Consider the following 24,341-nt stretch of genomic DNA (forward strand, 5'->3'; position numbering starts at 1 on the left):
CCGCGCCTGTGGCTACACTATGGCTACGGGCCGGCCGGCGCGCGCCAGGCCGGCGAAGGTTTGACTGCGACGACAGAAAGGGAACTGCCATGAGCACCGCCACTGCCCAGATCGATCTCGACAAGCTGCGCAACATCGTGCAGAAGTTCGACGCCTCCTCCTTCACCGCGGCCGTGATCGCCAGCGAGTACGCCCAGGGCAACGCTTCCGACGAGGACGTGGCCCTGTTCGAGGAACAGCTCCAGCGCCATGCGCCGGTGCTGGGCATCCACGCCGAGCCCGCGCAAGACAGCGGCACTGCCACCGTCTGGCGCACGGTGTGATGGACGGCTGCCGCGCGGCTGAACTTTTGCGCCCGGCGGCCCCCTAACCCAGGCCCCTTACTCATTCCCTCCCATGCCCTCTTTGGATTTCAAGCTTGAAAAAAAGCTGTTTCGCCAGTTCTACGACCAGCACATCGATTCGCTGGAGGAGGCGAAGGAGACCTTCACGGCGCTGGCACGTTCGCTGCTCAAGCAGATTCCCGGACTGCAGCTGTCGAAGATCGAGGCGCGCGTCAAGGACCGGGAGGAATGCATCCACAAGTTCCAGAGCAAATACCTGCTGCAGCTGGAGAGCGCGCAGCAGCCCTATGCGATCCAGGAGCATGTGACCGACCTGATCGGCCTGCGCATCGTCTGCCTCTATGAAGACGAGGTGCGGCAGATCAAGAAGGTGCTCTCCGAGCACTTCGAGGTCATCGACACCACCGACAAGTCGGCGTCGCTGGAGAGCACCGAGGGCGAGTTCGGCTACAAGGGCCTGCATCTGGACCTGCGCCTGGGCGCGGCGCGCCGCAGCCTGCCCGAGTACGCCTCCTATGCCGACGCGCGCGTCGAGGTGCAGATCCGCACCATCATCCAGGACTCCTGGAGCGTGCTGGACCACCAGATCAAGTACAAGAAGTCGATTCCCGGCAGCCTCAAGCGCCGCATCAACACCCTGGCCGCGCTGTTCGAGCTGGCCGACCGCGAGTTCCGCGAGATCCGCGATGCCACGGCGCACGAACTGGCCGAGGCCGCGGGCCCCAATGCCTACGAGGAGCTCGAAGCCGAGGAGCAGCCCGGCGCGCCGGCGCCGGATGCCAGCGCCGCCGCCACCAACGAGGACGGTGCCCGCGCCAAGCCCGCCCCCGCGCCTGCGGCCGCGCGCGGGCATCAGCTCGATGCCTTCGGCTTCCTGCGCATCGCCAACCATTTCTTCAACGACTTCGAGTTCACGCCGCACAAGGTCGACAGCTTCACGCAGGAGATCAACAGCTTCCGTCCGGGTTTCACGCGCACCGGCTTCAACCAGAGCATGCGCACGCACATCAGCACCGTCAAGGACTACAAGAAGCAGTTCGAGCTGTTGCACCCGGGCGATTCCATGAGCCCCTATGAGGTGATCCGCCACTGCATGTACCTGAGCGACCGGAACAGCTTCCAGCATCTGCTGGGGGCGGATATGCGCCAGGCATTCGAGCAATGGCTGAGCGAGGAACAAGGCGCTTCCTGAGCGGCTGCTCCATGGAATGGTCCCAATACCCGCTGGTGCGGCTCTATGCTTCGGTGCTTGCCGCCCTGTTCATCACCCTGGCCGCCATCTGGCGCGTGCAGCGCGGGGCGCAGGCCGTGGCGGCAGGTTCGCCGCAAGGGCGCACGGCGCGGCTATGGGCATGGGTGTATGCCGCCGGGGCGCTGGCCTGGTGGGGATACGCCACCTACACCGGCTATGGACGTTTTCTTGGCGACGCGGCGCTGGCGCGCATGATCAGCACGGACACGCTGATTTCACTGGCCCTGTTCATTGGCGCGATTGCCTGGGGCGGCGCGCTCATGCTGCAGCTGGTGCTGCGCCTGCTGGGGAACGAGCAGCGGCGCGGGGGCTGAAATCTCAGGGGGCCGGAGCCCACAACTGCCGTAGTTGCGCCAGTTCGGCATCGAAGCGCTGGTGGATGCGGCGCTTCTCCTGCTCCTGCGCCGCCAAATAGCGCGCCTGCTCGGCCTGCGATTCGTCGTTGAGCGCGAGCTGGCGGCGCAGCGCCGCCGGCGCGCGCGCCGGGTCCCTGGCGTAGAACTCCATTTCGCTGTCGAGCTTGCGGCGCTCGGCGCGCAGGTCCTGCGCGCGGCGCTGCGCCAGCGCGGCCAGGTCGTCGATCTGGGCGATGGCCGCCGCGCGTTCCGCATCATGCGCAGCCTGGTCGGGATAGCGGTAGGCCAGCGCGCGCTGGCGCCGCAGTTCGTCGCGCGCACGCTGCTCGGCCTGCAGCTGCTGGCGGCGCTGCAGCGCCTGCGCCTCGCGCTCGGCATCGGTGAGGGACGGGCCGACGCGCGCGCGTTCCACGCCCGAGCGGCCATACACGCGCTGCTCGCGGTCCAGGCAGGCAACGATCGGACGGTCGGCCGTGAGCCGCCGGCCCTGCGCATCGGTGCAGCTGTAGATACCGGCCTCGGGCGGGTTCTGCGCCATGGCCGGTGCCGCCACCACGGCGGCCGCCAGTGCCCAGCCCCCCGCGATGATCGGCATCCACTGCATGTACCGGATTACCCCTTGTCGTCGACTCCGTAGCGCTGGCGGTAGGCCAGCACGCGCGCATGGTGTTCTTCCATGGATTGTCCTGCATTGCCCATGCTTTGGTCCAGATAAACCAGCAGGTCGGCGAGATTGGCGATCGTGCAGACCTGCATGCCGAGCTGGTTGCGCACATACTGCACCGCGCTGTGCGGCACGTCCTGGCCGTTCTCGGTGGCCATTTCCTGGCGGTCCAGCGCGATCGCCACGGCATGCGGCGTCGCGCCCGCGGCCTTGATCAGCGCGATCGATTCGCGCGCCGCCGTGCCCGCCGACATCACGTCGTCGATGATCAGCACCCGGCCCTGGAGCGGCGCACCGACCAGGCTGCCGCCCTCGCCATGGTCCTTGGCTTCCTTGCGGTTGTAGGCAAAGGGCACGTTGCGGCCCTGGCGCGCGAGCTCCACGGCGACCGTCGCGGCCAGCGGGATACCCTTGTAGGCCGGGCCGAACACCATGTCGAACTCGATGCCGCTTGCCAAGATGGCTTTTGCATAGAATTCGGCCAGCCGGCCCATCTTGGCGCCATCGTCGAACAGGCCCGCATTGAAGAAATACGGGCTCATGCGCCCGGCCTTGGTCTTGAATTCGCCAAAGCGCAGCACGCCTGCGTCGACGGCAAACCGCACGAATTCCAGCGCCAGCAGATTCTTGTCGTCCTGACGCGCGTCACCTATCACCATTGGATCCATCCTTGTTCAAATTAACCAGCCTCAACCTCAACGGCATCCGCTCCGCCACATCCAAAGGCGTGGAGTCCTGGATCGCGGCCACTGCGCCGGATTGTATTTGCGTGCAGGAAGTCAGGGCCCAGGCGGCCGATATGGCCGGGCGCTTCGAGGTGCTGGCCGAGCTGCGCGGGCACTTCCATTTCGCCGAGAAGAAAGGCTATTCGGGCGTCGGCATCTACAGCCGGCACGCGCCCAGCGACGTGGTCAGCGGCTTCGGCTCGCACGAGTTCGACGTCGAGGGCCGCTATGTCGAGGCGCGCTTCGACACGCCCGCGCGCAAGCTGTCGGTCATCAGCGCCTACTTCCCCAGCGGCTCCTCGGGCGAGCTGCGCCAGAACGCGAAGTTCCGCTTCCTGGCCGAGATGCACGCGCACCTGATGCGCCTGAAGGGCGAGCGCGAATTCGTGCTCTGCGGCGACCTCAACATCGCGCACCAGAACATCGACCTGAAGAACTGGCGCAGCAACCAGAAGAACAGCGGCTTCACGCCCGAGGAGCGCGCCTGGATGAGCGCGCTGCTGCACACCACCGAGCCCACGGGCGGCCTGGTCGACGTCTACCGCCGCCTGCGCCCGGACACCACCGACGATTGCTACACCTGGTGGAGCAACCGCGGCCAGGCCTATGCGAAGAACGTCGGCTGGCGCCTGGACTACCACCTGGCCACGCCAGCCATGGCGCAGCTCGCGCGCACCGAGCAGATCTACAAGGAGGTGAAGTTCTCGGACCATGCGCCGATCACCATCGGCTACGAGTACGCGCTTTGAGAAGACGCCGGCCCGGCAGGATGTGCCTGGCGGGCCGGGGGCGGGCTTACTGCCAGCCCTTCTTCTTCATTTCTTCCAGCACGCGGTTGGTCAGCACGTTGTGGAAGAACGGCGTCGGGTGTTCGCCATCGGCGTAGGCGTAGCGGCTGACGTCGCCCGGCTTCAGGTTCGACGCATTGCAGGCGAGCGAACTCTGCAGGCGGTTCTTTTCCACCGACAGGTCGCAGGCCGTCTCGGTCACGTTGGTCAGCCCGAATGCGGCGGGGTTGGCCGCGGCCTCCTGGGTCAGCGCATACGCATCCACCAGAAGCACGCGGGGCTCGCTTGCCAGGTCGATGCGCAGCTGCTCGTTGAAGGCCTCGGCCATGGCTTTGACCAAGGGCTGGACCGCTGCATCCATTGCGCGGCCGCTCGGGGTGCCGGCCACGTCCGGCAGGTTGTTGACGAGCACGTATGGGGCGCCGTTGGCAAGCATCTGGTTTTTCACCAGCGCGGCCAGTTCGGTGCCCGCCTTCACCATGGCGCCCACGAGCGTGGGCACCTTGCCCTGGATGTATACGGGTACCGCTGCCTTCCCTGCGCCCTCGCCTTCGGCAAGCGCCTGCTGCACCATCGATGCGACGACAGCTATGTCCAGCAAGTCCAGGTTCCCGGTCCCGAAGATGGCGATGCCCACACCCGTCCCGATCACCTGTTCATTCGAGCTCCCCGCAATGGCGCGTTGGGAGGCCATTGCCGCAAGAATGTCCGCGACCAGAGCGTCCGGATCGGGAGCGCCGGTTGCCAGTGCCCGGGCCAGGCTGTTGTCGAAGGCCCGCTGACCCGCGGCCGCTCCTGCGGCCTCGGCCTCGGCGCGAAGCAATTGCAGCTCATACAGCAGGTCATTGCCACCGGCCATCACCAGCAGCAGATCGTCGGCCTGGAACTTGCCGCCCGAACGCTCCAGATGGCGGGAAACCTGTTTCGCCACCGGCACGGTCAGGGCACCCAGCGGGCTGCCGGTGCTCTTGTGCGTCGGGCCCACGTCATTGGTGACACGGGCGCCGCCCTGGGCATAGCCAAAGCACCCGGCATGGTCCGTCACCGGCACGGAGAAACCCATTTGCGCATCGCCACCCAGTCCGGTCTGCGCGGCGCAGGGTGCTGCCAGGCTCAGCTGCCGGGCCAGCTGCTCGACCCAGATCTCAGCGGTGGCGCCGCCATTGATGGTGAATTTCCCGCCGCCCAGCGTCTTGACCGTGCCCACCGCATAGGTGCCCACGTCCGACAGGCTGTCGCCAAAGGAAATCTGCCGGGCAAAGCGCGGCTTGGCCGGCTCCGTGGGCTGAGTGGGCTGTACGACGGCGGGGGGCGTTTCGGGAGTGGAACTACTGCCTCCACCGCAGGCACTCAAGAAGCATGCGGCCAGCAAGGTGGCCAGGTAAGTCTTGCGCATGATGTCTCCGTTCCAAGGGCAGCGCATCGACCACACGACCGGAAGTGGCCAATGGCACCGCATCAACAGGGCGTTGGGGTTCGCACCACCAAAGTGGAATTCTTCGGACGCGTAACAATAGTACACATAAGTTACTAAACGACACAAACAGTTTTATAGGCTTGTGGCTTGTTTGCCTGCCGGGCCGAGGTCCGTCTTGGTCCCTGCCGCCTACGCACAGGCCGCGAACGCGGGCGGCGCGGGCCCTGCGGCAAGGGCCGCAAGCAGTTACCATCGGGATTCGGCAGGTGACAGGCCCGCCTTTTCCCTTGCACCGCCGCATGCCGCCCTCCGACGACGTCCCCGATTCCAGCGCCTTCTCGCTGCGCCGCATCGCGCTGCCCGCCTTCGGTCCGACCTTGATGTTCGGTATCGGCGAGGGCGCGATCCTGCCGATGATCCCGCTGATGGCGCGCGATCTGGGTGCGAGCATTCCGCTGGCGGCGCTGATGGTCACGCTGCTGGGCCTGGGCTCGCTGCTCAACAACCTTCCGGCCTCCTACATCACCATGCGCTGGGGCGAGCGCGGCGCGATCATCGCCGCGGGCTTCTGGAGCGCGGCCGGCATGCTGCTGTGCCTGATGACGCACCGCCTGGAGCTGTTCGCTCTGGGCTGCTTCATGGTCGGCATGTCGCAGTCGGTCTACAACATCGCGCGCCAGAGCTACCTCTCGGCCGCGGTGCCGGTGGGCTTTCGCGCCCGCGCGCTGTCGACGCTGGGCGGGGTCATGCGCATCGGGCTGTTCGTCGGGCCCTTCCTCGCGGCCACGGTGGTGCATGCCTTCGGCATGGCCGCGGCCTTCTGGGTCGGCATCGCGGGCGTGGTCTGCGCCTCGCTGATCGGCATGCGCGTGCCCGACCTGCCCGAGCCGGCGCTGCCCGCGGGGCAGGCACCCGTCAACACCAGCTGGCTTGGCATTCTCAAGGAGCATCGCCGCGTCTTCCTGACGCTGGGCCTGGCGGTGCTGCTGGTCAGCGCCGTGCGCGCCTCGCGCCAGGCGGTGCTGCCGCTGTGGGCCGACCATCTGCTGCTGGCGCCCGCCGCGGCCTCGCTGATCTACGGCCTCGCGGGCGGCATCGAGATGCTGCTGTTCTATCCCGCGGGCAAGGTCATGGATACCAAGGGCCGGCGCTGGGTGGCGCTGCCCTCGATGCTTATCATGGGCACGGCGCTGGCACTGGTGCCGTTCACCACCGGCTTCGTCAGCCTGCTGATCGTCGCCATGGCGATCGGCTTCGCCAACGGCATCGGCTCGGGGCTGATCATGACGCTGGGCGCCGACCATGCGCCGCGCCACGGCCGTGCCTATTTCCTGGGCGCCTGGCGCCTGATGGCCGATATCGGCTCGACGGCCGGGCCGGCGCTGGTGGCACTGCTGGCGGCCGCGGTGTCGCTGCCGCTGGGCGTGGGCGCGACCGGCGCCATCGCCTTCACCGCCGCGGCGCTGATGGCGCGCTGGATTCCGGCGCCGCCGGCGCGGTGAGCCGCGGCGCTCAGGCCCGCAGGCCCTGGATCCAGCGCTCGTAGAGGCGCTTGAGGGTGGCGCGCATCTCGGCGGTGCGCGCGTCCAGGTCGTCGAGCACCTCGGCGCGCGGGCTGCAGGCGGGGTTGCCCGCGGCTTCCTGGCGCTCCATCTGCGCGCCGTTGCGCTCGACGCTCAGCGCCACGAGCGCGGGCGTCATCTCCAGATGCGACTGGATGGCCAGATGCCGGCCATCGGCGACGAAGGCCTGGTTGGGGCAGTGGGCGCTGCCGGCGATGCGCTCGGCGCCCGGTGGAATGCCGAAGGTGTCGCCATGCCACTGGAAGGTCAGCAGTTGCTCGCCCGCAGGCTGGCCGAACCATTCCTGCGCCAGCGCGCCGGGCGCCACGCCGATCCGCGACCAGCCGATCTCGCTGCGTTCGGCGCGCGTGACCTCGGCGCCCAGCGCGGTGGCCAGCAGCTGGCTACCCAGGCAGTGGCCGATCACCGGAATGCCCAGCGCCACCGCGCGGCGGATCAGCGCCAGTTCCTGCGCGATCCACGGCAGGTCGTCGTGCACGGCCATGTAGCCGCCCATGAACACCAGGCCGGAGGATGCCTGCGGGTCCTGCGGCACGGCCTCGCCGTCGACGATGCGCAGCACGCGCGCGGGCACGCCCAGCTCGGCCAGCAGCCCGGGAATGCTGCCGGGCGCGCCGACCTCGGTGTGCTGGAAGATGCCAACGGGTTTCATCGTCATTCCTTGATCCATTGCTCGAGCGCGGCGCCGAAGTCCAGCACCAGCGCATCGGCGTAACGCCGGCCCGCCAGCTGCAGGCCAAAGGGCAGGCCCTGCGCATCGTGCCCCCAGGGCATGCTCAGCGCGGGCTGCTGGGTCACATTGAACGGGTGCGAGAACGGCGTGGCGGCAAGCCAGTTGCCGCTGGCGCGCAGCGCCTCGGCGTCGGGGTGCGCGTCATGCACGAAATCGCCGGCTGCGGGAGCGGCGCCGGGCGTGGATGGCGTGAGCAGCAGATCGAGCCCGGCAAACAGTTCATGCAGGCGCTGCGCGCCCTCGCGCAGCGTGCGCCGCGCGGTGGCCAGCTGCAGCCCCGTGAGCGCCTGGCCCTGTGCCTGCTGGCGCTGCATGTCGGGGCCCAGCTGCGCGATCTGCGCGGCCGACAGGTGCAGGCAGGCTTCGAAGACACGCGCGCACCAGGTCTGCCACAGTGCGTCGGCCAGCCACAAATCGCCAAGGTCGATGGGCAGGAGCTCGATCTGCCGGCCGCGCCAGGTGCGGCCCTTCAGCTGCGCGAGCAGCGTCTGCATTGCCGTTGCGATGGCCGCGTCGAGCCCGGCGTCGGGGCCGATGCGCAGGCAGTGGCCGATGCGCAGCGCCGCGCCCTCCTCGGGCACGGACGCGGCGCGCGCATGAAGAGAAGCCGGATCGCGCGCATCGGGCTGGCCCAGCACCTGCATCGCCAGCGCGATATCGCCGACGCTGCGCGCCATTGGCCCGAGGTGCGCGAATTCGGCAAAGGCGCTGGCCGGCCCCATGGGAATGCAGCCGAAGCTGGGCTTGAACGCCGCCAGCCCCGCGTAGGAGCCGGGAATGCGCACCGATCCGCCCGCGTCGCTGCCCAGCGCCAGCGGCCCCCAGCCGGCAGCCAGCTGCGCCGCGGCGCCGCAGCTCGAGCCGCCAACGCAGCGGCCCGGCGCCAGCGGATGCAGCGTGCGGCCATGCACCGGACCGTCGGCATGGATCGCGCAGCCCATTTCCGTGGTGGTGGTCTTGCCCAGCAGCAGCGCGCCGCTGCGGCGCAGGTGCGCCACCGCGGGCGCGTCCCCGGCCGAGACCTGGGGGGGCGACAGCTGGCTGCCGCGGCGTATCGGCCAGCCCGCGACCGTGACCAGGTCCTTGATCGATACCGGCACGCCATCGAGCGGACCCAGGGGCGCGCCGCGCTGCCAGCGTTCGGCCGAGGCCTGCGCGTCGCGCAGCGCGCCCGCGGTGTCGATGAAGGCGAAGGCGTTGAAGGCATCGCCGCCGATGGCCGCGAGCAGGTCCTGCAGCACCTGCACGGGCGTGAAGGCGCGCGCGCGGTAGCCCGCGAGCAGCTGCTGCGCGGACAGCGCCGCCAGGCTGTCCGGCAGGCTCATGGCCCGACCTTGCCGATCTCGGTATTGCCGAACTCGGCGCCGACCTTCTCGTAGCGCCGGATGTAATGCGTCTGCACGATGTCGCGCGTCTGCGCGTCGAGGCGCACCGGGCCGCGCGGGCTTTCCCAGGCCAGGTCCTTGAAGGCCTGCATCAGCGCCGGGCCGTCGGACTTGCCGCCGGTCTTCTTCAGCGCCGCGTACAGCGCGGCCATGCCGTCATAGGCCGAGACCGCCATGATGGTCGGGCGGCTGCTGTGCCCGGGCGCGATCTGCTGGAAGCCGGCAACGAACTGCTGGTTCAGCGGCGATGCGTGGCGCATCGAATAGGGGTAGGAAGTGACCACGCCCTGACCCTTGTCGCCGATCGCGTCGAACGCCGACTCGAACACGATGTCGCCCGTGCCGATGAGCCGGATGCCCGCGTCGTGCAGGCCCTTCTCGCGGAATTCCTTCATCAGCGCCGGGGCGACGTCGCCGGCATTGACGAAGGTGAACAGCGCATCGGGCTGCGCGTCCTTGATGCGCTGGATGTAGGGCGCGAAGTCCACGGTCATGACCGGCGTGCGCACCGTGCCGACGATCTCGCCGCCCGCGGCCTTGAAGGACTGGATGAACGCCGCCTCGGCATCGTGGCCCGGCGCGTAGTCGGCCACCAGCACATAGGCCTTCTTCACGCCCTCCTTGCGCGCCCACTGCGCGATCGGCGGCACGATCTGGTCGTAGCCAAACGAGGTGCGCAGCATGTAGGGCGACTTGGCCGTGAGGCCAGAGGAGGCGGCGTTCATCACCAGCATCGGCACCTTGGCCTGGGTGGCAAGCGGCGCGACCGACAGCGCGTTGGGCGTGAAGCCGAAGCCGGCAAGCAGTTGCACCTTCTCGCGCACGATCAGCTCGGTCGCCAGGCGCTTGGCCAGCTCGGGGTTGGGGCCGGCCACATCCTTGGTGACGACCACGACCTTGCGCCCGGCGACGGTGTCGCCATGCTGCTTCTGGTAGAGCTTGATGCCGGCCTCCATCTGCCGGCCGAAGTCGGCGAAGGGGCCCGACATCTCGGCGACCAGGCCGACCTTGAGAACCTCCTGGGCCAAGGCCGGGGCGGCCTGCAGGACGGTGATGGCGCAGGCGGCGGCAATCACCAGGCGACGGTTGACTCGATTCATGGGGAACTCCTGCGCAATGCGCTCGTGGGTGGATGGGGATGGTTCAGGCGGCCAGCGTCACGCCCAGCATGCGGTCGAGCAGCGCGCTGTCGTCGGCAAGCGCCCGGCTCGTGCCCTGGTGGATCACCTTGCCGCGCTCGAGCACGATGACCTCGTCGGTCATGGCCAGCGTCAGTACCGGGTGCTGCTCGACGACGATCGAGGCCAGGCCCTCCTGCGCGCACATCCGCCGGATGGCCTCGGCCAGCTCCTCGACGATGATCGGCGCCAGGCCCTCCATCGGCTCGTCGAGCAGCAGCAGTTGCGGATTGGTCATCAGCGCGCGGCCCACGGCCAGCATCTGCTGCTCGCCGCCCGACAGCTGGTTGCCGTAGTTGGCGCGGCGCTCCCTGAGCCGCGGGAACAGCGCATACACGCGCTGCAGGTTCCAGGCGCCCTTGCGCGCCACCACCGTGAGGTTCTCCTCCACCGTGAGCGAGGGGAACACCTCGCGCTCCTGCGGCACCCAGCCCAGGCCGGCATGCACGCGCTGGTGCGAGGGCAGGCGCGTGATGTCGCGGCCGCGCCAGAGCACGCGCCCGGCCATGACGCGGGTGTTGCCCATCAGCGTCTCGAGCAGCGTCGACTTGCCCACGCCATTGCGCCCCAGGATCGCCAGGCTCTTGCCCTCGGCCAGCGCGAAGCCCAGTTGATCGAGCACCACGGCCTCGCCGTAGCCCGCGCTCACGCCTTCGAATGCGAGAAATTCAGCCATGACCACCTCCAATGTGCGTGCTCTTGCCCAGGTAGACCTCGCGCACCCGCGCATCGGCCCCGACCTCGGCGGCCGTGCCTTCCATCAGCATCTGGCCCGCGACCAGCACCGAGATGCGCTGCGCGAAGCGGAACACCAGGTTCATGTCGTGCTCGATGAACAGCACGCCGATCTCGGCCGGCAGCTCGGCCACCACCTCGAACAGCTCGCTGCTCTCGCCCTGCGGCACGCCGGCCGCGGGTTCGTCGAGCAGCAGGATGCGCGGCCTGGCGGCCATCGCCAGCGCGATCTCCAGCAGCCGCTGCTTGCCATAGGCCAGCGTGTCCACGCGCACCTCGGCCAGCGCGTCGAGCCGCAGCCGGCGCAGGATCGCATGCGCCTCGTCGTGCACATGCGTCAGGCGCTTGACCGGCTTCCACCAGCACGCGCCCAGCCCCTCGCGCTCGCAGATCGCCAGCACCACCGACTCGAGCGGCGTGAGGCTGGGAAACAGCGTGTTGATCTGGAAGGTGCGCACCAGCCCGAGCCGCGCACGCTGGTCGCAGCGCAGCTCGGTGATGTCCTGGCCGTCGAGGTAGATGCGGCCACTGGTCGGGCGGTACACGCCGGTCAGCAGGTTGATCAGCGTGGTCTTGCCGGCGCCGTTCGGGCCGATCAGCGCCTGGCGCGCGCCGGGCTCGAGCGTCAGCGAGACATCGCCCACGGCCTGGAACGCGCCGAAGCGGATGCCCAGGCCTTCGGTCGTCAATGTCGAGGAATGCGGCCTGCTCATCGTGCCTTCTCCACCTTGACCAAGCGTGCCAGCAGGCCCATCAGGCCGCCGCCGCCCAGCATCACCACCGCGATCAGGAAACAGCCGATCCAGAACATCCAGTACTCGGGATTCAGGTCGGCAAACCAGTCGTGCACCACCATGTAGACGATCGCCCCCAGCAGCCCGCCATAGAGCCGGCCCGCGCCGCCCAGCACCAGGATGATGAGGATCTCCGCCGAGCGGTTGATGCCCAGCGACTCGATGCCGACGAACTGCGTGGACTGCGCCATCAGCGCGCCCGCCAGCCCGGCGATCGCCGCCGAGAAGCAGTAGGCCATGCGCAGCCGCGCCGCCACCGGCGAGCCGATCGCCTGCATCCGCTTGCTGCTGTCGTGGATGCCGCGCAGCGCCAGCCCGAAGGGCGAGCGCAGGATGCGCCGCGCCACGCAGAACACCAGCAGCACCATCGCGAAGGTATAGACGAAGCCGGTCTTGCCATACAGATCGAACTCGAACAGTCCGAACACCGGCGCCATCGCGATGCCCTGCAGGCCGTCGGTACCGCCGGTGATGTGGACCAGTCGGTTGGCCAGCTCGCTCAGCAGCATGCACACGCCGATGGTGATCATCAGCCGCGTGAGATCGGCGCCGCGCACCACCAGATAGCTCAGCAGGTAGCCGAGCGCGGCGCACACCAGCAGCGCCAGCAGCAGGCCCGAGAACGGCTCGGCCCAGGCATGCTTGGCCCAGAGGCCGGCCGCGTAGGCCCCCATGCCGAAGAAGGCCGCATGGCCCACGGTGAGGATGCCGGCGTAGCCCAGCGCCATGTCGAGCGACACCGCGAACAGCCCCATGATCAGGATCTGGCTCAGCAGCGTCAGATGCTCGGGCAGCAGGAAATAGCCGCTGGCCAGCAGCAGCCAGAACGCGGCTTCGGCCAGTGGCAGCCGGCGCGGGGAAAGGGAGATGGGATGCATGTCAGAGGCCCTTGCGCGGAATCAGGCCATGCGGGCGCAGCAGCAGCGTCACGACCATGAAGACGTAGATCAGGAAGGCGCCGGCTTCGGGCAGGTAGTACTTGCCCGCCACGTCGACCACTCCCACCACCAGGGCCGCGACGAACGGCCCGACCACCGTGCCCGCGCCGCCGACGCAGACCACGATCAGGAACAGCACCAGGTACTTGAGCGGAAAGGTCGGCTCGAGCCCGAGCATGCCCAGGCTCAGCGCGCCGCCCAGCCCGGCCAGGCCGCAGCCGAGCACGAAGGTGGCGAAGAACAGCCGCTGCACCGGGATGCCCGTGCCGCGCGCCACGCGCTGGTTGTCCACCGCGGCGCGCACCATGGCGCCGAAGCGCGTCTTGTTGAGCAGCAGCAGCAGGCCGCCCAGCACCACCACGCCGCAGACGACGAGGAACAGCCGGTAGCGGCCGACCTCCATGCCGGCCAGCGCCACCTGCCCGGTCAGCAGCGGCGGCAGCGTGAAGGGCTGCATCGACGGGCCGAAGAAGTAGGTGAAGGAAGCGATGGACACGAACACCAGCCCGATCGACAGCAGCACCTGGTCGAGCGGATGCGAGCGGTACAGCCGCCGGTAGAGCAGCAGCTCGAGCAGCCCGCCGACCAGCGCCGCGACGACGAAGCTCAGCGCCAGCGCCGGAAAGAAGCTCCAGCCGTAGCGGTTCATCGCCACGGCCGCCGCATAGCCGCCGGCCATGGCGAACGCGCCGTGCGCGAGGTTCACGAAATTCATCAGGCCCAGGGTGATCGACAGACCCACGGCGATGAGGAACAACAGCATGCCGTAGGCCACGCCGTCAAATAGCACGATGCCCATGGGGCCTCCTTTGACTGAACCGCTACAGCGGTTTCATCTTGACCGCCGTGGCGTGAAACGCCCTTCGACCGGGCCGCGTAGGCAAGCTCAGGGCGAACGGTGGGGGATTGCGTTCGTCCTGAGCCTGCCGAAGGATAGGTGAGGATTCCGTTCGTCCTGAGCCTGGCGCAGGGCAGCCTGTCGAAGGATGACGGGCCACTCAGCACGGAACCGCGCCAGGCGCGCCGGTGATTACTTGGATTCCTTGGCCGGGTCCTTGACGCGCTCGACCTTGTCGATCTCGACGTTGACCCACTTGCCGTTCTTCAGCTCGGCCTTGCGGATGTAGACCGTCTGCACGATGTCGCGCGTCTGCGCGTCGATCTCGATCGGGCCGCGCGGGCTCTCGAGCTGCAGGCCCTTGAGCGCTGCCATCACCGCGTCGCCGCCCGCGTTGCCGCCGGTCTTCTTCAGCGCCTGGTCCATGGCCGCCATCGCGTCGTAGGCGGCGACGGCGAAGTAGCTCGGGCGCATCTTCGTGCCGAATTCCTTCTCGAAGTCGGCGACGAACTTGCGGTTCTTGGCCGAGGCATGGTCGTAGGAGTAGTGGTGGCTGGTCATTAGGTCCTTCGCCACGTCGCCGGTCACGTCCATGTAGCTGTCGTCGGTGGCCTCGCCGGTGGCGAACAGCTGGATGCCGGCCTCGGCCATGCCGCGCTCCTTCCAGACCTTGAGGAAGGCCGGGGGCATCACGCCCGAGGGGAAGAAGAAGAACACCGCCTTGGGCTTGGCGTCCTTGATGCGCTGCACGTAGGCCGAGAAGTCGGGGTTGTTCATCGGCGTGCGCACGCTGCCGACGATCCTGCCGCCGCCCGCGGTGAAAGCCTTCTCGAACGCGCCGTGCGCGTCGGTGCCCGAGGCGTAGTCGGCAACCACGGTGTAGGCCTCGTTGATGCCATTGCGCAGCATCCAGCGCGCCATCGGGTCCGACACCTGCTGCACCGTGAAGGACACGCGCGCGATGTAGGGCGAGCTGGTGGTGATGGCCGACGACGAGGCGTTCATCACCAGCGTGGGGATCTTGGCCTGCGTCACGAGCGGTGCGATCGCGTAGGCGTTGGGGCTGAAGTCGAGGCCGGTGAGGAACTGCACCTTGTCGCGCACGATCAGCTCCTGCGCGATGCGCTTGCTGGCATCGGGCGCGGGGCCGCCGGTGTCCTTCCTGATGATCTCCGCCTTCCTGCCACCCAGCAGCCCGCCGCTTTCCTTGAGGTACAGCGCCACGCCGGCGTCGAACTGGCGGCCGTAGTCCGCGTACGGCCCCGAATAGGTGGCGATCATGCCGACGCGCACCGCGTCATTGGCCAGGGCCGGGGCCGCGCAGGCCATGCCGATCAACGACAGCGCGGCAAGGAAACGAGGGGCTTTCATGGGTCTGTCTTTCTAGGTTCGTGAGGAAGGCGGAAAAAAGGACGTCACGCCGGCAGCGCAGCCGCCGGGCCGGGCTCGAGCAGCGACTTGAGCGCGAAGTCGGGATCGGCCAGCGCCGCGGCGTCGGCCTGCACCCGGGATTCAATCAACTTCCGTGCCAACAGATGCTCGGCCGGGCGGTTGACGCTGTGCACGCAGACGACGCGGCCGGCGCGCAGCAGGAACAGGCTGAAGCGGCCCTGCTCCAGCTCGCCGCGCAGCACGCGCAGGTCGCCGGGCAGGCCCAGGCCCGCGATCTGCAGCTTGCTCGCGTACTGGTCGCTCCAGAACCAGGGCACGGCCTGGTAGGGCTCGGGCCGGCCGGCAATGACGCTGGCCGCGGCGCGCGCCAGGTCGTTGGCCGCCTGTATCGATTCCAGGCGCAGCGGCTGCGCCGGATCGGCGCCGAAGGGGTTGGGAAAGCGCGCGCAGTCGCCCGCGGCGAGGATCCACGGGTCGGGCGTGCGCCCGCAGGCATCGACCAGCACGCCCTGCGCGCAGGGCAGGCCCGCGGCCTGCGCCAGCTCGTCATTGGCCAGCACGCCGATGCCGACCACGACCGCGTCGCAGTCCAGCCGGCGGCCGTCGGCCAGCAGCACCGCGGCCACGCGCCCGTCGGCGCCGGGCTGCAGCGCCTCGACCACGGCGCTGCAATGCAGCCGCACGCCCTGCTCGGTGTGCAGGCGCGCGAAATAGTCGGATACCTCGGGCGGCACGACGCGGCCCAGCAGCTGCGCACCGGCCTCGACCACGTCGACTTCGAGGCCGCGCGTGCGCAGCGCGCTGGCGGTCTCCAGGCCGATGAAGCCGCCGCCGATCACGCATACGCGCCGCGCGGTGCGCGCCATCGCATCGATGGCCAGCGCATCGTCGAGGCTGCGCAGCCCGTATGCGCCGGGCAGGTCGCCGCCCGGCACAGGCAGCGGGCGGCTGCGCGCGCCGGTGGCGAGCACCAGCCATTCATAGGGCAGCTGTTCCCCGCCGTGGAGCGTGACGCGGCGCGCTACGCGGTCGATGGCTTCGGCGCGCACCTGCAGCCGAAGCTGGATGCGCTGCTCCGCGAAATAGGCGGGCGCGCGGATCGTCAGGCCCTCGGGCGTCTGCTTGCCCAGCAGCAGGCCCTTGGACAGCGGCGGGCGCTGGTACGGCGCCGCGGCTTCGTCGCCGATCAGCGTGATCGGCCCGGTATAGCCCTTGGCGCGCGCCGCGTCCGCGAGCTGCATGCCCGCGTAGGAGGCGCCGATGATGAGCAGGCCGGCTGTCATGGCTCAGGACTGGCTTGCCGGCACCTGCACGGTCAACCCGTCCAGTGCGGCATCGACCATGATCTGGCAGCTCAGGCGGCTGCCGCGGCGGCGCTCGCTGGCCACGCCATCGAGCAGTTCCTCCTCCATCTCGTCGGGCGCGGGCAGCCGGTCGATGAAGTCTTCGTCCACGTAGACATGGCAGGTCGCGCAGGAGCAGCAGCCGCCGCATTCGGCATCGATGCCGCGCACGTTGTTGAGGATGGCGACCTCCATCACGCTGCGCCCCAGGGGCGCGTCGATGGTGCGGGTGCTGCCGTCTTGCAGCAGGTAGTGGATGGCTGGCATGGCAATCAGTTCAGAAGAGATCGAAGTACTCGCGGTGTTCCCACTCGCTGACCTCGAGGTTGAAGCGGTCGATTTCCGCCTGCTTGATATGGCAGTAGTAGTTGACGAAGCGCTCGCCCAGCCGCTCGCAGAGGTAGGCATCGGCCTTGAGCCGCGCCATCGCATCGGGCAGCGAGCGCGGCAGGCGCTCGGCCGGCGTCTCGTAGGGAACGTCGGCCGAGGCGCCGGGATCGAGCTGGCGGCGCATGCCGTCCATGCCCGAGAACAGCTGAGAGGCCAGGTACAGATAGGGATTGGCCGTGGGCTCGCCCACGCGGTTCTCGATGCGGCTGCCCTTGTCGCCCGGGCCGCCGAGCACGCGCAGCATCGCGCCGCGGTTGTCGCGCCCCCAGGCGGCGCGGTCGGGCGCGAGCGAATGCGCGCGAAAGCGCCGGTAGCCGTTGATGGTCGGGCTGGCCAGCAGCGTCGAGGCCGCGCCATGCTCGAGCAGGCCGCCGAGGTAATGCATGCCCAGCGGGCTCAGCGCCTGGCCCTCCTGCCCGGGCATGAAGGCATTGCTTCCCGAGCCGCGCGCCTGCAGCGACTGGTGCAGGTGCCAGCCGCTGGAGCAGACATTGGGAATGCGCGGGCGGCACATGAAGGTCGCGTGCAGGCCGTTGCGCGCGCAGACCTGCTTGACGGCGCTGCGCAGCAGCATCATCAGGTCGGCCGGCATCACGCCCGCCGTCGGCCCGAAGGTCAGCTCGAGCTGGCTCGGCCCCATCTCGACTTCCAGCGAGCGCAGCGGCAGGCCCAGCGCGACCAGCGTCGAGCGCAGCAGCTCCATCGTGTCGTCCAGGCCGTCGTAGCGCTGCTCGGTCAGGTACTGGTAGCCATGCGACAGCAGGCTCACGCCCGGCGGCAGGCCGGGCTGGCCCGAGTGCGCCAGCGCCAGGTTCTTCTCTTCGCTGCGGAACACATGGAATTCGACCTCCAGCCCGGCGATGAAGTCATAGCCCAGCTCCTGCATCTCGCGCACCGCGCGCTGCAGGATCTGGCGCGTGCCCAGCGGCGAGGGCGTGCCGTCGGCCATGTAGGTGTCGCACAGCAGCCAGCCGGTCTTGCGCGCCCAGGGCAGCACGCGGAAGGTGGCCGGGTCGGCGACCATGGTGAAGTCCGCCCCGCCCTGCATGCCGGCGAAGTCGAAGCCGCCGCCGGCGCTGAAGACCGGGAACACCGTCTTGTGCGCGGTGTCCTTGGCCAGCAGCGTGCTGGTCATGTTCACGCCCGAGCGCAGCGCCGAGATGGCCTCGCTGGCGACGAGGGTCTTGCCGCGCAGCACGCCGTGCTGGTCGGCAAACGCGAAGCGCACCAGCTCGAGCTGGTCGGCGGCAATGCGCTCGGCCACTTCGCGCGCGCGAAGCTCCTGTTCGGCCGTGAACAGGCCGAAACGGTCGACAAAACTCGCCATGGCGGCCTCTTAGTTGGTTTTCAGACGTGCGCTGGCCCAGTCCGAGCCCTGGCGGCGCTTCAGGTCGGCATCCTCGCAGTAGCGGGCCGCCGCGCTCGTGGCGCTGATGCCGTCGATCGAGGGCGGGCCGCTGAAGGCGCGTGCCTGCTCGGCGTCGATCTGCAGCGGGATCTCGCCCGTGCCGGCCAGCGTGTTCTCTATGGCTTTGACCAGCATGCGGCGGAACGCGACGATGCCCTTGTCGGTCGTGCCCAGGTGCTCGCGCGTGCGGTCCTGGATCCGGCCCTGCGACTCGATCGCCCACTGGTCGTGCACGTTGATGTCCATGCCCATGCCGGTGTAGGTCTGCGAGTGCTGCTCGCTGACACTGTAGCCGTAGTTGTTGCGCCTGTTCTTGCGCGAGGTGTAGTCGGGCAGCTCGTAGAGCTCCAGGCGCTGGTCGCGCATCTGCTGCTTGTCCACGGGGCCGGTGAAGCTGGTGAAGATCGCGTACCAGTAGCAGTTCTCGTCATCGACGGGCACATGCCACTGCGAGATCGTCATCTCGGCGCTCATTGGAATGACGAAGGCCTGCGGGAACACCACGTTCGTCACGCGCACATGGGTCTGCGTGTCGTCGAGCTCGCGCAGCGCGGTCAGGCGCAGGCCGAAATCGACGGGCTGCACCTCGATGGTCGGACGGTCGTATTCGCGCAGCACCTGGGTGATCGGCATCTGCGAGTCGGCCGAGGCGCCGCGGAACTGCTTGCCGTAGCTGTCGGACGTGTCCTCGTCCTCGAAGAAGCGGTGCAGGTAGGAGGCATGCGCGGGGTCGATGCCGACTTCCAGAGCCTGCAGCCAGTTGCACTCGAACAGCCCCTTGAAGGCGAAAGTATGCGTGCCGGGCGCGACGAAGCAGTCGAATTCGGGAAAGGCCGGCGGCTCGCCCTGGCCGATATAGGCAAAGATGATGCCGCTGCGCTCGACCACGGGATAGGCGCTCTGGCGGATGCGCGAGCACAGCTTGCTGGTCACGGGCTCGGCCGGCGTCTCCAGGCAGGTGCCCTTGACGTCGAACAGCCAACCGTGGAAGGGGCAGCGCAGGCCGCCGCCCTCGAGCCGGCCGTACGCCAGGTCGGCGCCGCGGTGCGGGCAGTCGCGGTCGAGCATGCCGAGCTGGCCGTTCTCGTCACGGAAAAGCACGAAGTCCTGGCCCATCAGGCGCACGGCGCGCACCGGCCGCTCGCCTTCGAGTTCGTCCACCAGGGCCACGGGTTGCCAGTAGCGGCGCAGCAGCTTGCCGGCAGGGGCCTGGGGTCCAACGCGGGTCATCAAATCGTTTTGTTCTGCACTGATCACGGTATTCACCTTTCTGCCTGTATGCAGCGGGCTGTATGCAATAGGTGTGCCAGCAAGCTTTTCCCTCTGGAAGCTGCATGCATATCTGCGTGAAGATCCCGCCGATACGCTTCGAAATTCACCGAAATGGGGCTTCCGCTGCCGCTTTTTGTGGCACGGATGCGAATTTAAGGCACCTGAAGAATGCATCCCACAGGGTTAACCAGCGAAACTGCACAAAATTGCATGCAATAAAAAACAGAGACAGGAAAGGGAGTACTCCCGCCCCTATGGCACACTTCGGCACCCAAGGAGAACGCCATGCAAAGCCCGATCGAATCCCAGCAAGCCCGCGTGCTGATCCAGTTGCGGGACCTGATCCTCAAGGGCGTCTTCGGCCCTGGAGAGCGCCTGGCGGAGATCCCGCTGGCCGAGCGCCTGCAGACCTCGCGCACGCCGGTGCGCCTGGCGTTGGCCACGCTCGAGCATGAAGGCCTGATCGAGCCCAGCGCCTCGGGCGGCTACCAGATGCGCGGCTATACCGCCAAGGAAGTGGTCGATGCGATCCGTTCGCGCGGCGTGCTCGAGGGCTTCGCCGCGCGCACGCTGGCCGAGCAGGGCGCGTCGCGCTCGCTGCTGCGCGCGCTCAAGGACTGCCTCGACGAAGGCGACCGCGCGGTGCAGAAGGTGGTGATGGATCTGGACGACTACGCGCTCTATGTGGACATGAACGCGCGCCTGCACAACCTGATCCTCGAAGGCTGCGGCAATGCCTCGGTGCTGCGGCTGATGGAGGGCATCAACTCCCTGCCCTTTGCCGCGCCCAGCGCCATGCTGCCGATGCAGTCGTCCATTGCCGAAGGCACGCAGTGGATGCAGCTGGCGCACCACCAGCACCACAACCTGGTGCAGGCCATCGAGCGCGGCCAGGGCACGCGTGCCCAGGCGCTGGGCGAGGAGCATGTGGAGATCGCCTGCCGCAATCTCGAATACGCGGTGGACCGGCCCGAACAGGCGGCCAAGGTCATGCCGGCGATCCGCCTGGTCACGGACACCAGCCGCAGGCTCGGCTGAGAACGCAGGCAACCGCCAGGGCGCCCTTCAGCGGCCGGCTTGCGCCCGGGCCTGGCTCACCGCTTCAGCTGGTACGCGATGACATAGTCCCCGGCCTTGGTGCCCACCGAGCCATGGCCGCCGGCCACCAGCACGACCATCTGCTCGCCCCGGCTGTTCAGGTAGCTCATGGGCGTGGCCTGCCCACCGGCCGGGATGCGCACATCCCAGAGCACCTTGCCGCTGGCCAGGTCGTAGGCGCGGAAGTTGTTGTCCACCGCAGCGCCGAGAAAAGCCACGCCGCCCGCCGTGATCAGCGGCCCGCCAATGCCGGGCACGCCGATGCGGATCGGCAGGGGCAGCGGCGAAAGGTCGCGGATGGTGCCGTTGCGCCGCTGGTAGGCGATCTTGCCGCTGCGCAGGTCCGCCGCCGCCACCGTGCCCCAGGGCGGGACCTGGCAGGGCACGCCGATGGGCGAGAGGAAGGGGTGCATCCTGACGCCATAGCCGGCGCCCTCGATCTCGTTCAGGCCCTGCTCGCCGACATTGGACTGCTGGCCGGGAGCAATGCGCGCCTTGGGCATCAGGGTCGAGACGAAGGCCAGGTAGGTCGGCATGCCGAACATGACCTGGCGCTGCGGATCGACCGCGACGCTGCCCCAGTTGAAGACGCCGAAGTTGCCCGGATAGATCAGGGAACCCTGCATCGACGGCGGGGTGTAGCGGCCTTCGTAGCGCAGCTGCCGGAACGCGATGCGGCACAGCATCTGGTCGACCAGGCTGGCGCCCCACATGTCGGATTCGCGCAGCGGCGACGGCTCGAAGCTCAATGCCGAGAAGGGCTGCATCGGAGCCACGCGCTGGCCCGGGATATCGGTGCCCTGCGGCGCGGGGCGTTCGCCGACCGCATGCAGCGGGCTGCCGTCGCGCCGGTCCAGCACATAGATATCGCCCTGCTTGGTCGGCACCACGATGGCCGGCGTGCGGCCCTGCGGCAGGTCGAGGTCCAGCAGCACCGGCTGGGCCGGCGCGTCCATGTCCCAGAGGTCGTGGTGCACGAACTGCCGCACCCAGCGCGCCCGGCCCGTGGCAAGGTCCAGCGCCACCACCGAGGACGAGTACTTCTCCTCCTCGGCATTGCGGTACATGCCCAGCTGGTCCGGCGTGCGGTTGCCCATGGGGAAATACGCCAGGCCCAGCTGCGTGTCGGCGCTGCCCACCGACCAGCTGTTGGGCGAGGAGGCGGTGTAGGTCTGCGCGGGATCGTCCGGGTCGAAGGGCGCGGTGGCCTCGGGGTTGCCCGAGTCCCAGTTCCACAGCAGCTTGCCGCTGCGCACGTCGTACGCGCGGATGACGCCCGAGGGGGAGCGCACGTCATAGTTGTCGTTGACCGCGCCGGAAACGATGACCCGGTCGCCGGCCACCACCGGGGGCGAGGTCGAGTAGTAGAAGCCGGGCTGCTTGAACGGCATATTGTGCGTCAGGTCCAGCGCCCCGCCCTTGCCGAAATCGGCGCAGGGCTTGCCGGTGGCGGCATCGAGCGCATAGAGCTTGGCATCGGCCGTGGGCAGGAAGATGCGGTTGGCGCACAGGCTTGCGGCCTGCACCCCGGCGCCTGCGGCCGTGGTTGCGGCAGCGGGCGCTGCAGCACTGCCGTGGTAGGCCACGCCACGGCAGGTCTGGTGCTGGCGTTTGGACTCGAGGCCGGACTGGGGGTCGAAGCGCCAGCGCTCCTTGCCGGTATCGGCATCGAGCGCCATGGCCCAGCTGTGCGGCGTGCACAGGTACAGCAGGCCATGCACCTTGAGCGGCGTGGCCTGGTAGGTGGTCTCGCCGATGTCTTTGGGCCCGCGCATGTCGCCGGTGCGGATCTGCCAAGCCACCTCGAGCTGATGAACGTTTGCGGGAGTGATCTGCTTGAGCGGCGAGTAGCGCTGGCCATGCTGGGTGCGGCCATAGGCCGTCCACTCGCCTTCGGGCAGTGCGCCATCGCCCAGCCTGGCATCGGCAGTGACGATGTCCATCGCCAGCGTGCCTTCGATCTCATGCAGCGGGCGTGGAATGCCGGACAGCGCCACCGCGGCCGACAGCAGCGCCGTGCCCAGCACCGGCCAGGCCGGACCAAAGTGGCCCCCGCCCTCGGTGCCTTGGGGATTGCGCCGCACGGCCGGCAGCGCCAGCAGCAGGCCGATGAGCACCGGAATGCCCAGCCGGGTGGCCAGCGGCCACCAGTGCAGCCCCACTTCCCACAGCGACCAGACCAGCAGCGCCAGCAGCCAGGCGGCATACAGCCAGAGGGCCCAGCGCCTGCGCCGCCACAGCCCCGCGGCCACGGCCAGCATGACCAGGCCGCTGAAAAGATAGAACGGGCTGCCGCCCAGGTACAGCAGGTACCCGCCGCCCAGCGCCAACGCCAGGCCCATCAGGACAAGAAGGAGAAGGCTCAAGGCATGCATGGCTGGCCTTTCAATGCCGGCGCAGCTTGACTGTCAAACTGCAGCTGGTTCATTAGGCGGCGACATCATTGTCGGAACAAGCAATCCCATTCAACGGGCAAGCGCTTTAGCCAGCGCCGTCCTGCAGATCCGGCCCTCGCAGCCCACCGGAATCCTGCCGCCTCCAGAAAAAAAGCGCGCCCGTCGCCAATGGACTCCGGGCGCCCGGGATGCACCGCTCAGGCGTTGCCTTGGCCCATCTTGCCCTGGAGCACCAGCAGCAGGTGCTGCTTGGCTTCGGCCAGCTGCGCCTTGTCGGCGTCATGCACCTTGCGGAAGAAGTCCGCACACTCCTTCGAGCCTGCCGCCTGCGCATCCTTGATGTACTGGTCGTAGGCCTCCAGGGCCTCCGACTTGTTCTTGATCAGGGCAACCCAGTCGTAGGTGAGGTCGTCGAGGGGATGGCGGTCGGTGGTTTGTTGTGTCATTTGCGGCTCCATTGGATGAGGGAAAAAGTGACAGCCTCCTTCCAGGTGGCTGCTGGCTCCAACGTACGGCTGCTGCATGCCGCTCCATAGCGGCCTGATGCCCGCCGCTCTGCGGGACCTCGCCTACAGGCCGGCGCGCCTGCCGCGATCCGGCCGCTTGCGCCGGGTGCCCATACTCTTAAACTCTGCTGTCCGCTACCCCACTGCCCCCATGCTTGAATACCTCACCATCCCCGTTACCGCCTTCCAGCAGAACTGCTCGCTGGTCTGGTGCAGCGAAAGCCGCGACGCAGCCGTCATCGATCCCGGCGGCGACCTGCCCCTGATCCTCGCCGAGGTCCAGCGCCTGGGCCTGGCGCTGCGCGCGATCTGGCTGACCCATGCGCATATCGACCACGCGGGCGGCGCGGGAGAGCTGGCGCAGTCGCACCAGCTGCCGATCATCGGTCCGCACGAGGGCGACCAGTTCTGGATCGACGGGCTGCCGCAGCAAAGCGCGATGTTCGGCTTCCCGCCCGCGCAGAGCTTCACGCCCACGCGCTGGCTGCATGACGGCGACAGCGTGCAGATCGGCCAGGAAACGCTGCATGTGCGCCACTGCCCGGGGCATACGCCGGGCCATGTCGTGTTCCATGCGCCGCAGATCGAGCGGGTGTTCGTCGGCGACGTGTTGTTCGCGGGCAGCATCGGGCGCACCGACTTTCCACAGGGGAACCACGAGCAGCTGATTGCCAGCATCGTGGAAAAGCTCTGGCCGATGGGCGAGCGCACGGTGTTCATCCCGGGGCATGGGCCGGAGAGCACGCTGGGGAGGGAAAGGTTGAGCAATCCTTATGTGGGCGGGACTTGAGCCGCGCCGGATTTGG

The 24,341-nt window shown here is 68.5% G+C and carries 24 protein-coding genes; 7 read left to right on the forward strand and 17 right to left on the reverse strand.

Annotated features, from left to right (window positions below; genetic code table 11):
- The first annotated feature begins 89 nt into the window (after window positions 1–89).
- The 3 genes from M9799_RS07495 (at window position 90) to M9799_RS07505 (ending at window position 1,910) form a co-directional block, all read left to right on the forward strand.
- Window positions 90–323 carry a hypothetical protein gene (locus M9799_RS07495; protein WP_231043056.1) on the forward strand — a complete coding sequence of 78 codons (234 nt, stop codon included), beginning with the start codon at window positions 90–92 and terminating at the stop codon, window positions 321–323.
- Between the two features lie 73 nt (window positions 324–396).
- The gene (locus tag M9799_RS07500) at window positions 397–1,536 is read left to right on the forward strand and encodes a GTP pyrophosphokinase (protein WP_231043055.1); all 1,140 of its coding nucleotides are present in this window, start codon (window positions 397–399) and stop codon (window positions 1,534–1,536) included.
- Between the two features lie 11 nt (window positions 1,537–1,547).
- Window positions 1,548–1,910, forward strand: coding sequence for a hypothetical protein (locus M9799_RS07505; protein WP_231043054.1), 363 nt, complete (start codon window positions 1,548–1,550; stop codon window positions 1,908–1,910).
- Between the two features lie 4 nt (window positions 1,911–1,914).
- Here M9799_RS07505 and M9799_RS07510 read toward each other — a convergent pair whose 3' ends face one another.
- The gene (locus M9799_RS07510) at window positions 1,915–2,556 is read right to left on the reverse strand and encodes a DUF4124 domain-containing protein (protein ID WP_422688927.1); all 642 of its coding nucleotides are present in this window, start codon (window positions 2,554–2,556) and stop codon (window positions 1,915–1,917) included.
- A gap of 8 nt (window positions 2,557–2,564) precedes the next feature.
- Window positions 2,565–3,275, reverse strand: a complete 711-nt coding sequence (pyrE, locus tag M9799_RS07515) for an orotate phosphoribosyltransferase (protein ID WP_231043053.1) — start codon at window positions 3,273–3,275, stop codon at window positions 2,565–2,567.
- An 11-nt stretch (window positions 3,276–3,286) separates the two neighbouring features.
- On the opposite strand from pyrE, the gene M9799_RS07520 reads away from it, so the two are divergent.
- On the forward strand, window positions 3,287–4,090 hold the full coding sequence (locus M9799_RS07520) for an exodeoxyribonuclease III (protein ID WP_231043052.1): 804 nt from the start codon (window positions 3,287–3,289) through the stop codon (window positions 4,088–4,090).
- Window positions 4,091–4,136: 46 nt separating this feature from the next.
- Here M9799_RS07520 and M9799_RS07525 read toward each other — a convergent pair whose 3' ends face one another.
- The gene (locus M9799_RS07525) at window positions 4,137–5,552 is read right to left on the reverse strand and encodes an SGNH/GDSL hydrolase family protein (RefSeq protein ID WP_231043248.1); all 1,416 of its coding nucleotides are present in this window, start codon (window positions 5,550–5,552) and stop codon (window positions 4,137–4,139) included.
- 293 nt (window positions 5,553–5,845) lie between these two features.
- Here M9799_RS07525 and M9799_RS07530 point away from each other — a divergent pair, with 293 nt between their 5' ends.
- Window positions 5,846–7,048, forward strand: coding sequence for an MFS transporter (locus tag M9799_RS07530; RefSeq protein ID WP_231043051.1), 1,203 nt, complete (start codon window positions 5,846–5,848; stop codon window positions 7,046–7,048).
- Window positions 7,049–7,058: 10 nt separating this feature from the next.
- On the opposite strand, the gene M9799_RS07535 is transcribed toward M9799_RS07530, so the two are convergent.
- The 12 genes from M9799_RS07535 to M9799_RS07590 form a co-directional block, all read right to left on the reverse strand.
- Window positions 7,059–7,781: a type 1 glutamine amidotransferase gene (locus tag M9799_RS07535; protein WP_231043050.1), complete on the reverse strand. Its 723-nt coding sequence runs from the start codon at window positions 7,779–7,781 to the stop codon at window positions 7,059–7,061.
- Between the two features lie 2 nt (window positions 7,782–7,783).
- On the reverse strand, window positions 7,784–9,187 hold the full coding sequence (locus M9799_RS07540; RefSeq protein WP_231043049.1) for an amidase family protein: 1,404 nt from the start codon (window positions 9,185–9,187) through the stop codon (window positions 7,784–7,786).
- On the reverse strand, window positions 9,184–10,347 hold the full coding sequence (locus M9799_RS07545) for an ABC transporter substrate-binding protein (protein ID WP_231043048.1): 1,164 nt from the start codon (window positions 10,345–10,347) through the stop codon (window positions 9,184–9,186). Before M9799_RS07545 ends, M9799_RS07540 begins: the two co-directional genes overlap by 4 nt.
- A 43-nt stretch (window positions 10,348–10,390) precedes the next feature.
- Complete coding sequence (locus M9799_RS07550; protein ID WP_231043047.1) at window positions 10,391–11,101, reverse strand: ABC transporter ATP-binding protein; 711 nt, start codon at window positions 11,099–11,101, stop codon at window positions 10,391–10,393.
- Window positions 11,094–11,873: an ABC transporter ATP-binding protein gene (locus tag M9799_RS07555; protein WP_231043046.1), complete on the reverse strand. Its 780-nt coding sequence runs from the start codon at window positions 11,871–11,873 to the stop codon at window positions 11,094–11,096. The genes M9799_RS07550 and M9799_RS07555 overlap by 8 nt, the downstream gene beginning before the upstream one ends.
- Entirely contained in the window at window positions 11,870–12,832 is a 963-nt protein-coding gene (locus M9799_RS07560; protein ID WP_231043045.1) for a branched-chain amino acid ABC transporter permease, read from the reverse strand. Before M9799_RS07560 ends, M9799_RS07555 begins: the two co-directional genes overlap by 4 nt.
- A gap of 1 nt (window position 12,833) precedes the next feature.
- Window positions 12,834–13,691 (reverse strand): branched-chain amino acid ABC transporter permease, encoded by an 858-nt coding sequence (locus tag M9799_RS07565; RefSeq protein ID WP_231043044.1) that lies wholly within the window; start codon window positions 13,689–13,691, stop codon window positions 12,834–12,836.
- 231 nt (window positions 13,692–13,922) lie between these two features.
- The gene (locus tag M9799_RS07570) at window positions 13,923–15,101 is read right to left on the reverse strand and encodes an ABC transporter substrate-binding protein (protein WP_231043043.1); all 1,179 of its coding nucleotides are present in this window, start codon (window positions 15,099–15,101) and stop codon (window positions 13,923–13,925) included.
- A gap of 44 nt (window positions 15,102–15,145) precedes the next feature.
- The gene (locus M9799_RS07575) at window positions 15,146–16,405 is read right to left on the reverse strand and encodes an NAD(P)/FAD-dependent oxidoreductase (RefSeq protein WP_231043042.1); all 1,260 of its coding nucleotides are present in this window, start codon (window positions 16,403–16,405) and stop codon (window positions 15,146–15,148) included.
- A gap of 3 nt (window positions 16,406–16,408) precedes the next feature.
- Window positions 16,409–16,732 (reverse strand): 2Fe-2S iron-sulfur cluster-binding protein, encoded by a 324-nt coding sequence (locus M9799_RS07580; RefSeq protein WP_231043041.1) that lies wholly within the window; start codon window positions 16,730–16,732, stop codon window positions 16,409–16,411.
- A gap of 10 nt (window positions 16,733–16,742) precedes the next feature.
- Entirely contained in the window at window positions 16,743–18,182 is a 1,440-nt protein-coding gene (locus M9799_RS07585) for a glutamine synthetase family protein (protein WP_231043040.1), read from the reverse strand.
- Window positions 18,183–18,191: 9 nt separating this feature from the next.
- A complete protein-coding gene (locus M9799_RS07590) occupies window positions 18,192–19,520 on the reverse strand; it encodes an aromatic ring-hydroxylating dioxygenase subunit alpha (protein ID WP_231043039.1) in 1,329 nt (442 codons plus the stop codon).
- 312 nt (window positions 19,521–19,832) lie between these two features.
- On the opposite strand from M9799_RS07590, the gene M9799_RS07595 reads away from it, so the two are divergent.
- On the forward strand, window positions 19,833–20,573 hold the full coding sequence (locus M9799_RS07595) for a GntR family transcriptional regulator (protein ID WP_231043247.1): 741 nt from the start codon (window positions 19,833–19,835) through the stop codon (window positions 20,571–20,573).
- A 56-nt stretch (window positions 20,574–20,629) separates the two neighbouring features.
- Here M9799_RS07595 and M9799_RS07600 read toward each other — a convergent pair whose 3' ends face one another.
- Window positions 20,630–23,008, reverse strand: a complete 2,379-nt coding sequence (locus M9799_RS07600; protein WP_231043038.1) for a membrane-bound PQQ-dependent dehydrogenase, glucose/quinate/shikimate family — start codon at window positions 23,006–23,008, stop codon at window positions 20,630–20,632.
- A 218-nt stretch (window positions 23,009–23,226) separates the two neighbouring features.
- Window positions 23,227–23,475 (reverse strand): hypothetical protein, encoded by a 249-nt coding sequence (locus M9799_RS07605; RefSeq protein WP_231043037.1) that lies wholly within the window; start codon window positions 23,473–23,475, stop codon window positions 23,227–23,229.
- 211 nt (window positions 23,476–23,686) lie between these two features.
- Between M9799_RS07605 and M9799_RS07610 the strand changes: the two genes are divergently transcribed.
- Entirely contained in the window at window positions 23,687–24,325 is a 639-nt protein-coding gene (locus tag M9799_RS07610; RefSeq protein WP_231043036.1) for an MBL fold metallo-hydrolase, read from the forward strand.
- The last annotated feature ends 16 nt before the right edge of the window (window positions 24,326–24,341 follow it).

The sequence above is a fragment of the Comamonas endophytica genome, from assembly GCF_023634805.2.
GTDB lineage: Bacteria > Pseudomonadota > Gammaproteobacteria > Burkholderiales > Burkholderiaceae_C > Comamonas > Comamonas endophytica.